This is a genomic window from Spirosoma migulaei (genome assembly GCF_054776855.1).
Genome location: NZ_BAAHBG010000028.1, coordinates 48,379 through 61,305, shown reverse-complemented (window position 1 = coordinate 61,305; position 12,927 = coordinate 48,379). Strand labels below are relative to the sequence as shown.

The 12,927-nt window shown below is 51.9% G+C and carries 8 protein-coding genes; 7 read left to right on the top strand and 1 reads right to left on the bottom strand.

Going from position 1 to position 12,927, the window contains the following annotated elements; all coding sequences use genetic code 11:
* Positions 1 to 8 precede the first annotated feature (8 nt).
* The gene (locus tag ACYVGO_RS28375) at positions 9 to 713 is read right to left on the bottom strand and encodes a FadR/GntR family transcriptional regulator (RefSeq protein WP_460972168.1); all 705 of its coding nucleotides are present in this window, start codon (positions 711 to 713) and stop codon (positions 9 to 11) included.
* A 156-nt stretch (positions 714 to 869) separates the two neighbouring features.
* Here ACYVGO_RS28375 and ACYVGO_RS28370 point away from each other — a divergent pair, with 156 nt between their 5' ends.
* The 7 genes from ACYVGO_RS28370 to ACYVGO_RS28340 all read left to right on the top strand — a co-directional run bounded on the left by ACYVGO_RS28370 (position 870) and on the right by ACYVGO_RS28340 (position 12,905).
* Positions 870 to 4,223 carry a SusC/RagA family TonB-linked outer membrane protein gene (locus ACYVGO_RS28370; RefSeq protein WP_460972167.1) on the top strand — a complete coding sequence of 1,118 codons (3,354 nt, stop codon included), beginning with the start codon at positions 870 to 872 and terminating at the stop codon, positions 4,221 to 4,223.
* Positions 4,224 to 4,240: 17 nt separating this feature from the next.
* The gene (locus tag ACYVGO_RS28365; protein ID WP_460972166.1) at positions 4,241 to 5,764 is read left to right on the top strand and encodes a RagB/SusD family nutrient uptake outer membrane protein; all 1,524 of its coding nucleotides are present in this window, start codon (positions 4,241 to 4,243) and stop codon (positions 5,762 to 5,764) included.
* Between the two features lie 226 nt (positions 5,765 to 5,990).
* Positions 5,991 to 6,938, top strand: coding sequence for a dihydrodipicolinate synthase family protein (locus ACYVGO_RS28360; RefSeq protein WP_460972165.1), 948 nt, complete (start codon positions 5,991 to 5,993; stop codon positions 6,936 to 6,938).
* Between the two features lie 22 nt (positions 6,939 to 6,960).
* Positions 6,961 to 8,079, top strand: a complete 1,119-nt coding sequence (locus ACYVGO_RS28355; RefSeq protein WP_460972164.1) for a Kelch repeat-containing protein — start codon at positions 6,961 to 6,963, stop codon at positions 8,077 to 8,079.
* Positions 8,080 to 8,102: 23 nt separating this feature from the next.
* Entirely contained in the window at positions 8,103 to 9,371 is a 1,269-nt protein-coding gene (locus ACYVGO_RS28350) for an MFS transporter (protein WP_460972163.1), read from the top strand.
* Positions 9,346 to 10,911 carry a sialate O-acetylesterase gene (locus ACYVGO_RS28345; RefSeq protein WP_460972162.1) on the top strand — a complete coding sequence of 522 codons (1,566 nt, stop codon included), beginning with the start codon at positions 9,346 to 9,348 and terminating at the stop codon, positions 10,909 to 10,911. The genes ACYVGO_RS28350 and ACYVGO_RS28345 overlap by 26 nt, the downstream gene beginning before the upstream one ends.
* Positions 10,908 to 12,905, top strand: coding sequence for a family 20 glycosylhydrolase (locus tag ACYVGO_RS28340; protein WP_460972161.1), 1,998 nt, complete (start codon positions 10,908 to 10,910; stop codon positions 12,903 to 12,905). The genes ACYVGO_RS28345 and ACYVGO_RS28340 overlap by 4 nt, the downstream gene beginning before the upstream one ends.
* The last annotated feature ends 22 nt before the right edge of the window (positions 12,906 to 12,927 follow it).

Below are 12,927 nucleotides of genomic sequence, written 5' to 3'. Positions count from 1 at the left end.
ACCAAGGGTCAGAATAACCGTTGAAAATGATTTTCGAAGTGATTGCGCATGGCGTTTCGAAGGGCTTCCGGGGTGCCATGCTGGATGACGTCGACAATGCCCCGGTGCGAAACAAATTTCTTTTGCTGTACCTGTTTTTTCAGAATACCACTTTCGTGCACGTATTTGAAAATGGGTAACAGCATCCGCTGAAACCGGCGCAGGGTTTCATTGCCGGTAATGTCGTACAACTTGCCGTGGAAGCGGATTTCCTGCTCTGAGTCGAAGATCATGTCTTCCGTATTAATAGGTTCGTTAGCGACAATGGCGTAGAGTTCGTCAATATCGTTCTGAGTTACCCGCTCGAAAATCAGATCGCCCATCCCAATCTCCAGAACCATTCGCAACTCAAAAATATCGCGGAGGGTCGCGTTGTCCAGAATGCCGGGATACAGCGTTTTTTCGATCAGTGATAGCAGGTCAGGATTGGTGATCACCGTGCCCCGCTTTTTCTTGGTGTCGAGCATACCCCGCATCCGTAATCGTAATAAAGCTTCGCGCAGGACCGTCCGGCTAACACCCAGTTGAGCCGCTAGTTCGATCTCCTTTGGAATGACATCCCCCGCTTTAAACTGCTTGTCGTTGAAAAATTCGAGCAGATCAGTCTCCACCTTATCAACCAGCGTCAGGTTTTCATTCAACTTAAAATCATTCTGGCTATGTACGTACTCCATGTATTATGTATAATATAAAAAATGGGATGCTCCGATTATGTAGGACAATATTCGGGACTTTATCGCTGAAAAAAAAATATTTCCTCTTTTTTTGACTTTTATGTACAACATAATACCTTTGTAAAGTCATACTTATTCCTTGGTCTACTGAAAACTATGTCAATACGTTCTATTTATCCTAACAAATACAGGCGATATGTACTACATATTGCCTGCTGGTTGGTCGCCTTTAGTTCCTGGGCGCAAACAACCTCACTCTCCGGAACTGTCCGGGATGCCCGTACTAACGAAACGTTGCCGGGCGTAAACATCACCATAAAAGGCACGACCCGAGGTACGGTCACCAATCAGGATGGCCAGTTCTCGCTTCAGGTTCGCAAAGGCGACGTACTGGTGGCCTCGCTCATCAGCATGAGTACCCAGGAAGTGGTCATCGACAATCAGACAGTACTCGACATCAAACTGGCCGAAAGTGCCAAGAGTCTGGACGAAGTTGTGGTTGTCGGTTATGGTCAGCAAAGCCGAAAAACGCTGACCGGGGCTGTTTCCACCATCGATCAGACAGTGTTTAAATCCGTGCCACGAACAAACGTGGGAACCGCCTTGCAGGGAACGGCTCCTGGCTTGCGGGTGCAGCAAACCACGGGGCAACCCGGCTCAACGCCAACGATCGTTTTTCGGGGCGGAACCGATTTCAATGGGTCCGGTTCGCCGTTGGTGGTGATGGATGGGGTTATTGTTCCCTCTCTGTTCGGTATTAATATGGAAGATGTGGAGAGCATCGATCTGCTGAAAGATGCCGCATCGGCCGCTATTTATGGGGCACGGGCCTCGAACGGGGTAATCCTGGTAACGACTAAAAAAGGCAAGAAAGGCCGGACGTCCGTGACCTATAGCTACAAGCGGGCCAACAATTATATCCGGCGTAACCCGCTCGAATACATGAGTGCGGAGGACTACATTATCTGGAACCGACGGGGACTGGCAAGCCGGTATGCTGCGGCACAGGCCGATAACAATACCGCCGAAATGAACAATGCCCGAAACCAACTGACGGGTGCCTGGGGCTGGGGTGTCAATTCGGGCTGGACAGCACCCGATGGAAAATACTCGACCCAGTTGGTCTCAAACAGCAACCGGAACCTACTCACTAATCCGCAGTATCATTTGTTGCTCGATAAAAATCCGTTCAACGCCAATCAGACGGACAGCCTGTTGTATCGATCCATCTCGCAACGCCAACTGGAGGACCTGATTCTTCAACAAGGGACGCTCAATCAGCATTACCTGAACGTATCGGGTGGTAACGATCAGGGTAATTTTTCGCTGGGTGTGGGCAGCATCAGTGATGTGGGTACACTAATCGGTTCGTCGTTGAGCCGGATGAACATGAATTTTAACGGTGGATTGAATGTCGGTAAAAACCTGGTCGTGAACCTGAACATGTCGGGCTACAGTGCGAAAACGTCACCATCGTACCTCTCTGCCGATGGGGGAGGAGGTGTTGGCGGGGGGATCGTTCAGCGGTTTACGGGTATTGCACCCACTGTCCGCCTAACGAATGACCTAACCGGCGCTGAGCTTCCGGGCGTTGATGGTAGCACCTTAGGCAACCCGACTTATTTCCGGGATAAATTTTACAACCAGACCCTGGAACAGCGCTATTCGGGTGGACTGAATCTGGAATATACTATTCTGCCGGGTTTAAAGGCACTGGCGTCGGCATCCGGGTTTTACCGCTATACCACGAACGACAGTTTTACCAAAGCCTACATCAACGGAACCGGCGGTGCCTTGGTGAACACGCGCAATGCCTCCTTTACCAATCAGCGGGCCAGTCAGTATACCTATAATGCCTTCCTTCAGTATACCAAAGAGGTTGGTAAGCATAGCGTATCTGCCCTGGCTGGTGGGGAGTTTTTTGAATCACGCGTGTATGATTATGGCGCTACGGCTAACCTGGCCGCTACGGATTTTATTCCCTGGTTATCGGCCTCAACAGCCGCAGTGGGCGTTCCAACCTCTTCATTTTCAAGCTGGCAGCGGCTGGCCTCGGTGATTGGCAGGTTCAATTACACCTTTGCCAATACGTACCTGCTGAACATCAACATGCGGTATGATGGCACCTCGAAACTCATTACCAATCAGTATGGGTTCTTCCCCGGTGTTTCGCTGGGCTGGAACATGCACTACGCGGATTTCTTCGCCAATTCATTCCTCCGGCGATACGTATCCACACTGAAGCCCCGGATCAGCTTCGGCGAAAATGGCAGTATCAACCCGCTGAATAGCGCGGGCCAGCCCCTCATCGGCGACTATGCCACGATCCCACAATACGGTAGCGTTGGCACCTACAATGGCCAGCCCGGTTTTGCGGCAGGTGGTATTACGAACACCAACCTCAAATGGGAACGGGCAAACACGCTCAATTTCGGTCTGGATGTTGGTCTGCTGAACAACCGCGTCACCGTCATTGCCGATTACTTTATCCGCAATGTGTACGATAAAATTACGTCGCTGACCATTCCCGCCTGGACCGGCTACAATTCATACGTCACTAACCTGGGACAGCTCCAGAATCGGGGTATCGAGCTGGAAATCAGAGCAAACGTATTGAAACCTTCGAGCGCCAACGGGTTATCCTGGACCGTCAGTGCCAACGTATTCCATGTGAAGAACTTTGCGAAAAAACTGCCAAATAACGGCCTGGACCTGAATCGGCAGGGGGCTGTTCAGATCTTTGATCCCGGTCAGAACAAGCTGGTTTGGGTAGGCGGTTTGCAGGAAGGTAAACGCGTTGGGCTGGATGAAATTTATGCGCCTATTTACGATGGTATCTACACATCGCAATCTCAGATCGATGAGCGCGCTAACCTCTGGAACTCCTATTTACCCTACACCAATAAGCGTATCAAACTGCTGGGCGACGCCCGCTGGCGGGATGTTGACAAGAACGATACACTGGACTACCGCGATAACGTGTATGTAGGCCGAACAACACCTACGATTCAGGGCGGGTTCTCCTCAAATCTATCCTGGAAAGGCTTTAACCTGTACGGTCAGTTTGACTATTCACTGGGCTTTATTATCGCCAATCAGTCGTATCTGCGCGGCATGTCGCAGGTGCAGGGTTCGCAGAATGGGCCAATTGACGTAACAAATACCTGGTCGCCCGAGAATCCGACGGGTACACTGCCTCGCTATTACTGGGCCAACTACGGTCGGAACTACTTTACCGATGCTGGTGGCAGCGCGACACCCCCCGCCAATTTCTGGCAAAAGGGCGATTACCTGGCCATGCGCGAAGTTACGCTGAGCTACGATATGCCCGCTAAGCTGCTCGAACGGGTGGCTCGCAATCGGGTCAAGAGCCTTCGGGTATTCCTGACGGGTTCCAACCTGGTGTATTTCACGGGGTACAACGGTACGTTCCCCGAAGTGGGCGGCAACGATGTCGGTCGATTCCCGCTGCCCCGAACCGCCACACTGGGTGCCACAATCAGTCTCTAATCGCCAAGCCGAACATCATGAAAACGTATAAACTAACGATTACTTTAGTCGGCTGCCTGGTTGCCAGTTCCGGCCTGTTTTCCTGCCAGGACCAACTTCGGGAAGTCATACCACAAACGTCGCTCAACCAGAGTCTGGTTTTGTCAGATGCCAACGCGGCACAAACCCTGTATACGGGCGTTTACAGTTCATTCCGGAGCTACCATAGCACGCTGTTTACGCTGGGCGAAATGCGTTCCGATATCTGGTCCGATGGATTGTTTACCGAATCGGAGGACACGGGGCTGAAACAGTACTGGTCGCATAACATCAGCGCCACGAATGTGCCACTCGACAACTGGGGCGGGTTGTATAATCTGATCGACCGTGTAAACACCGTTATCAAGCTGTTTCCGGGGGCACCTCTGGATGATGCCAAACGCAAAACGTATCTCGCCGAAATGTACGGCATGCGGGCCTTTGTTTATTACACCCTGCTCCGAACCTGGGGGGGTGTTCCCATCACGACAGAGCCCGTTACGGCGGTGGGTAATCTGACCGATCTCTATAAGGCCCGGTCAACGCCCGACGAAGTGATGAAACTAATCAAAAGCGATCTGGAACAATCGCTGACGCTTTTTGCGGGTAACAATGCCTTTGCCACCAAGCGGGTTAACTGGAGCCGGGCCGCTACGCTTACCCTGAAAGGCGACGTGTTTATTTGGTCCGGTACGCATATGGGGGGTGGTAATGCCGATTTCACGACGGCCAAATCGGCGCTGGAGGAGGTAAAAGCCCTGCCAACGCTGGGCTTACAGGCTACGTTCGCCGACATCTTCGATCCAGCTAAGAAGAGCAACAATAAGGAGATCATTTTTGCGATCAACTACGAGAAAAACGAAGCCACCCAGGGCGTGTACGGCAATTTTCTGGTGAACACGACGCAGGCCGGCACGCTGTTTTTCGATCCGGTTCCTGGCCCGGCCGTAGCTGTCAATGCGGCCTATCCGCTCGTTAGCGGAGCCAGTCGGGTTGGGATGTCCAGCGCAACCATAGCCAAGCTAAGCGATCCAAAAGACCAGCGCATTCGTCCTTCGTTTCGGGTGATGTACCGGAATACCGCTGGCTTCCCCATTGCCGGTGTTATGCTGACCAAATTCATTGGGCGCGTCGATTCGGGTATACAACTGTACGATACCGACTTTCCCATTTATCGGTACGCGGATGTACTACTGCTACTCGCCGAAGCAACTACGAAACTAGGCAATGATCCATCTGCCGACATCAATGCCATTCGGGCACGGGCGTATGGTACAGGTTTTACACCGTATACCAATGGAAGTCAGGAAGCCAACATGAACGCGATTCTGGATGAATACCTCCGGGAGTTTATCGGCGAAGGCAAGCGCTGGTGGGCTTTGCGTCGGGCTGGCAATGCATACGTATTCGCGGCTGTAAACCCGGTGTACCTTCCTGCTACGCAAGCCTTTAAGCTCGTGCTGCCCATTTCGATTTCGATGCTCAACACCGATCCGAAGCTGGTTCAGACGCCGGGATATTGATAGAACGCAACTTGGTGGTATCAGTGGTGCCGTTGGGTTCCGTGATGTCAGTTTCTTAAAACTGACACGGTATGTTTCTTAAAATCTACCGTGTTGGCTGGCAGCTAGAGGTTTTGAGAAACCTCGCCTGTCAGTTTTGAGAAACTGACAGCACACTAGCCGGTTCGCCGGTGTGGTTCTACTTTAATTTTCAACGATCAACTACGTTCGTTTCCCTACATTCTTTATGTCATATATTCCCAAAACCGAAGGGCTGGTGGCCGCTCCGTTCACACCCATGCAGGCCGATGGTCGCCTGAATCTGGCCCTCATTCCTCAGTATGCCCAATTTCTTGTTCAAAACGGCATTAAAGGCGCTTTCGTTGGTGGCTCAACGGGAGAGGGCGTTTCCCTTTCCTTTCCCGAAAAACTGGAACTGATTCAGGCCTGGGGCCAGATCGATGAACCCAGTCTGAAAAAAATCATGCTGGTTGGGGGTACATCCCTGGAGGAGAGTAAACTGCTCGCCCAGGAAGCCTCCCGCGCTGGTTTTCAGGCGGTAGCGGTGCTAGCTCCATTCTACTTCAAACCGGCCAACGTTGAATTACTGGCCCAGTTTTGCATTCAGATTGGTGAAGCTGCGCCCGATCTGGGACTTTACTTCTATCATATCCCCGCTCTGACGGGTGCCAATCTGTCGATGATTGATTTTCTGGCCTGTATCGACGGACGGCTTCCGAATTTTTACGGCATCAAATACACGCATAATGACCTGATGGATTTTCGCCAGTGCGTGTTGTTCGGAAACAAAAAATACGACATCCTGTGGGGATGGGACGAAATTTACCTGGCGGCTATGGCCATGGGTGCCCGTGGCGCAGTAGGCAGTACGTTCAACTACGCGGCTCCGTTGTATTACGACCTCATGGCTGCCTTCAACGCGGGTGATCTGGACAAGGCCCGGCTGTTGCAGGACAAATCCATTGCTATTGTCCGTATCCTGGGTAAATACGGCGGCATTGCCACTGGTAAAGCATTTATGCGGGCGGTGGGTATCGACTGCGGTGGTTTCCGGCTTCCGATTGCCAATATGTCGGCTGAACAGTATCCGCATTTTCTGGATGATCTTAACGCCATCGACTTCTACGCTTATGCCTCACAAATGCCCGTATCGACGGCTGTTAGTCAGGATTAAACAAGCTGGGATAGGACTACTTATGACTCAGTTAGCAGTGTTATCAGCGAGTGCGCAGGCTCAGTTGCACTATGTCCGGCTCCCGGATTTGCCAGTCCTGAATGGCCAGCCAAATCCGGGCGTTGCCGGGGCTTTTGCGGGTGTCAGTCACGACGCCTTACTCATTGCGGGAGGGGCCAATTTCCCGAATGGCTACCCCTGGCAGGGCGGCACGAAGGCCTGGCATTCGACTATTTATGTGCTTGTTCGCGAAGGAAGTTCCTACCAATGGCAATCCACGTATCAACTGGATCGGCCACGGGGATATGGCGCTTCGGTAGTCTGGAATGAGCAACTGATTTGTGTGGGTGGTAATGAGGCTAACCAGCGTTTCGCCGATGTGTTCAGTCTATGCTGGAATCCGTCAACAGCTACGCTCGACCGGCAACCGCTACCTGAATTACCCATGCCCTTAGCGAATCTGGCTGCTGCTGTTTCCGGAAATAGGTTGTATGTGTTCGGCGGTGAATCGGATCGGGGTACGGAAGCAAGTTTGCATGTACTCGACCTAAAAACCCCGGCTAATGGCTGGCAAAAACTGGCTGACTTGCCTGGTCCGGCCAGAGCCTATGCCGGGATGGCGGCTCAGTCAAACGGGACCAGTCAATCATTGTATGTGGTAGGCGGACGGCAGACGGTAAATGGCGTAACCACTATTTATTCCGATGCCTACGAATACCAGATAAGCCAGAATCGCTGGCACCGGTTGCCCGATATGCCTTCCCCGCTGGCGGCCCATCAGGCTATTGCCAGTGGTTCACGGTCGCTATTGGTATTTGGCGGTGATGATGGAAAACGACTTCAACAAATTGAAGCCCTGTCGAATCAGGTGAAAGAATTACCCGAAGGGGCTTATAAAGAGAAACGTACAGCGGAACGGAACAGGCTACAGATCAATCACCCCGGCTTTATTAAAACGGTCTGGCAGTTTCGAACGGATACGAAAAAATGGTCGGTTGTGGATACGCTGCCCTTTCAAACACCTGTGACAACCCCCTTGGTACGCTGGGGCGATAGCGTCATTATTCCCAGTGGAGAAATTACGCCCGGTATCCGAACGCCTGCCAGCTGGAAAGTTGATATTGACCAAACGAAATACTGAGGTAGGCTACTCTATATAAGCGAATGAACGACAAGACAGTAAGTCAACAGGGGCGATTCTATCCCTGGGTGGTGGTGGGGCTTTTATGGGTGGTAGCCATGCTGAATTATATGGATCGGCAGATGCTGGCTACTATGCGGCCGTCCATGCAACTGGATATCAGCGAATTGCAGTCGGCTACCAATTTTGGTCGGTTAATGGCTATCTTCCTTTGGATCTATGGCTGCATGAGCCCTGTGTCGGGAATGGTTGCCGATCGATTCAACCGGAAATGGTTGATTGTGGGCAGTTTATTTGTTTGGTCTGGGGTTACGTTTTCGATGGGATACGCTACCACCTTTAATCAGCTTTACTGGCTGCGCGCCATCATGGGCGTTAGTGAAGCCTTGTATATTCCGGCGGGTCTGGCGCTGATTGCTGATTTCCACACGACTAAAACCAGGTCGCTGGCCATTGGCATTCACATGACGGGCCTCTACATGGGGCAGGCGCTGGGTGGCTTCGGCGCAACCGTTGCGGAATCGTATTCCTGGCCAACAGCCTTCCATTGGTTCGGGATTGCAGGCCTGGTGTATGCCGTTGTTCTAAGTTTCTTTTTACGGGAGATCAACCGGGGCGCGTCAGCCCAGAGCCTGGCTACAGATGCGCTGAAACCGAACGAAATACCCTTGACGAAGGGACTGGGTCTGCTGCTGGCGAATGCGTCGTTCTGGGTCATTCTCTTCTATTACGCCATTCCAAGTTTACCCGGTTGGGCAACTAAAAACTGGCTCCCCACGCTCTTTGCCACGAATCTGCACATCGACATGGCTACGGCTGGGCCTCTTTCTACGATCACGATTGCTGCATCGTCCTTTCTGGGCGTGCTGTTTGGTGGCATCTTATCCGACAGGTGGGTGCAAACAACTAATCGGGGGCGGATTTATACCAGCGCCATCGGTTTGTCCTTAACGATACCCTCTCTACTGCTGATTGGTTTTGGCGATTCTCTCCTTCATGTGGTGAGTGCAGCCTTGTGTTTTGGGTTCGGCTATGGCATGTTCGACGCCAACAGCATGCCCATTTTATGCCAGTTCGTTCCCGCCCGCAACCGCGCAACGGCTTATGGCATCATGAACATGACGGGTGTGTTTGCGGGTGCACTGGTTACCAACTGGCTGGGGAAGTCGATGGATTCGGGCCAATTGGGGGCTGATTTTGCCATGCTGTCGGGTATCGTGTTGGTGGCGTTGCTGGTGCAGTTGTATTTTTTGAGACCAACCGTCAATGATTTTGTTACAACTGACCGTTAACGTATTTAAATCGTTGACGTATGCACTGATTTTCGGTGTTGTGTTCAGCCCGGTTTATGCCCAACTTCGCCTGGCCGACGTCTGGCAAAGCGGGATGGTCATCCAACGCGATAAACCCATACCGATCTGGGGGTGGGCTATTCCCGGTCAAACTATCAATGTTCAGTTTGGCAACGAACAGCGGCAGGCCTTGGTGAAGGCAGATTCAAGCTGGTTACTTCAATTCCAGCCTCGTGCTGCGTCGGCTATTCCCACTCGCCTGATCATCAGAACGAATCAGGACTCGCTCCAACTGACTAACCTGCTGATTGGCGATGTGTGGATTTGCGCGGGACAGTCCAATATGGCCTTCCCGGTGATGAATGACCAGTTTGCAGCTCAAACACTTCGGCAATCGAAGAACAGAAACCTTCGGCTTTTCAACAAACTTCCTGGCCTGTCAACCTACAACGTAGCGTATAACCCGGCTGACCTTCCGCACCTGAACCCGGCCGGATTTTATAAGTCGGCAAGTTGGCAGGAAGCGGATTCGGTGTCTATCCGGTTGTTTTCTGCCGTTGGATACTACTTCGGGCAGGTGATTCAGCAGGCACTCAACATCCCTATTGGGTTGATTAATCTGGCCGTTGGCGGCTCACCAACAGAAGCCTGGATACGTCCGGCCAGTGTCATCTCAGACCCAACGGTGCCGCCGGTGTTCAACGGGGATTGGTGGCGAAATTCCTTTCTGGAGCCCTGGTGTGTTCAACGAGGGCATGAAAATCTGGACAAACTGATCCATTCCGGCTACAACCCGCCCGCTGATTCACTAGGGTATAATCATCCGTTCAAACCGGGTTTTCTGTACCAGTCGGCCATCGTGCCGTTGCTTCGGTTACCCATCAAAGGTGTCATCTGGTATCAGGGAGAGAGCAACGCCTTAAGTCTGGTGAGGGCTCAACAGCATGAGCACCTGTTTCCGCTTTTAGTTAAGGATTGGCGCCAGCAGTGGCAGCAGGGCGATTTCCCTGTTTATATCTGCCAGCTTTCCTCCATTGGTACTGAAAAAGGCTATAAATCTGAGAACTGGCCATGGTTTCGGGACAGCCAGCGTCGATTGGCCCAACGGCTGCCTAACGTCGGCATGGCCGTTACCAGCGACGTTGGCAATCCCACGGATGTTCACCCTATCAACAAACGGGTTGTGGGCGAACGACTGGCGCGCGAAGCGTTGGTTAAAACCTATGGCCATAAGGCTCTAATAACGCCTGAGGCTGTGGCTGTCTCTCGGGTCAGGGATGGAATTAAATTACGCTTTCGGCAAACGGGGACGGGGCTTCGGACCGCCGATAATCAAGCCATTCGTGGCTTTGCGGTGGGTGACTCTATAGGTCCTCAAACCGATGTGCTAGCCCGAATTCAGGCCAATCAGGTCTTTCTTGATGTGCCCAAAGGTCAACCGTACTCCCATGTATATTATGGCTGGACACCCTATACCACGGCTAATCTTGTCAACAGTGCCGGTTTGCCGGTCTCTACATTTGCACAGTCCATACCATGAGAAATCTCGTTTGTTTCCTGATTTTGCTTAAGACACTCGATTGCCTGGCTACTCATCCGCCATTACTGCCAGCACCTCAGCAAGTTGTCTGGACGGAGAAGTCGGTAGGAGTGAAGGGCGTAGTTAGCATACTGGCCCAATCGCCCGGTAGTGCGGCTGTTGCCGATTCGATTCGGGATTTTCTCAAAACAGTTGGTGGGGCAAGCGTACGCCTGACATCGCAAGCATTGCCTGCTAAAGGCGCTTTAGTGATTACGGTTTCGCTGGAAAATGAGTTGCCGGCACTTCGGCAAAATCAGGAAGGCTATCAACTGCTCGTGTCGCCTGGTCGTATTGACCTCAAAGCACTGACTGCGACTGGGCTTTTCTGGGGCTATCGAACCCTTCAGCAGTTAACGGATGTGAAACGCAAATCAATTGCGGGTTGCACAATTATCGACTTTCCAGCCTTTCCTATTCGGGGTTTCATGCACGACGTGGGGCGTAGTTTCATTCCGATTGAAACCCTCAAACGACATATTGATCTGCTCTCTCACTATAAAATCAATACGTTTCACTGGCACCTGACCGAAGATCTGGCCTGGCGATTACAGAGTGACGTTGTTCCCCGCCTGACCGACTCATTAGTAACGACCCGGTTTCCGGGGCAGTTCTATACCAAACAGCAAGCCCGCGATTTGGTCGATTATTGTAAACAACGCCATGTACTGCTTATCCCCGAAATTGATATGCCGGGACACAGTGCGGCCTTTCGTCGGGCCACCGGGTACGATATGCAATCCGGGGAAGGTAAAGAACTCGTAAAGCAATTACTGCGGGAGGTGTGCGACCTGTTTGACGTTCCTTACCTGCATATTGGCACCGATGAGGTGGCGTTTAAAGACTCCCTCTTCGTGCCCGAAATGGCGAACGTCGTGCGTGACTGTGGCAAAGAAGTGATTGGCTGGTTACCCGGAGCCCGATTGGATAAAAAGATGATCCGACAATTGTGGATGAGTACCGTAAAGCCAACTGCCGGACAGCCAGTAATAGATTCCCGAAATCTGTATCTGAATCACTTCAGCACACTGGCCGACCTGATCAGCGTTTATCAACGAACGATCTGCGATACAACCTGGGGCTCATCGGAACGCCTGGGTGCCATTGCCTGTGTCTGGAACGATCGGAAGCAGCAGAACGAAACGGAGATCGAACGGCTGAACGGATTTTACCCGATCATGCTGGCCCTTGCCGAACGAACCTGGCGTGGGGGAGGATTACCTGAAACCCAGGCCGGTACCGTCATACAAAATCGAGCTAATTTCGCCGAATTTGAAGACCGATTGCTAGCCCATAAACGGCAGCATTTTAGTTCGTTGGAATTTCCCTACGTTCGCCAAAGCAATATTCACTGGCGAATTAGTCAGCCTGTTGCCAATCAGGGTAAACTGGACGCTGTTTTTCCGTCCGAAACAAGAAATCTTGATTTCCAAGGTATAGATGCAATAGGGGGCACTATTTACCTGCGTCACCTCTGGGGGCCGGATGTGGTACGGGCGTACCTGACCAACCCACAACCGAATCACACTGTCTATGCGTATACGTATGTGTTTTCGGCCCGAGCCCAGACGGTGGGTGCCTGGATTACTTTTCACAACTATGGCCGATCGGAGAAAGATGCCAGCCCACCCCAGGGCCAGTGGGATTACAAAGGCAGTAAAATCTGGGTTAATGACCAGGAGCTAAGGCCACCCATCTGGACAAATGCAGGCTTACACCCGCTGGATAATGAACAACCCTACACAAACGAGCCCTACGAAAATCGCCCGCCAGAGCCAGTTACGCTAAAAAAGGGCTGGAATAAAGTGCTGATCAAACTACCGATCGGCGAGTTTCGGACGGATGCCTATCGTTTAGCGAAATGGATGTTCACCTGTGTTTTTGTCAGGCAAGTAAACAATCAACTGGAAGCCATTGACGGACTGGTTTATTCGCCTGATAAAAAGAAACGGTAGCGTTGAAGGTACGGCATTTACC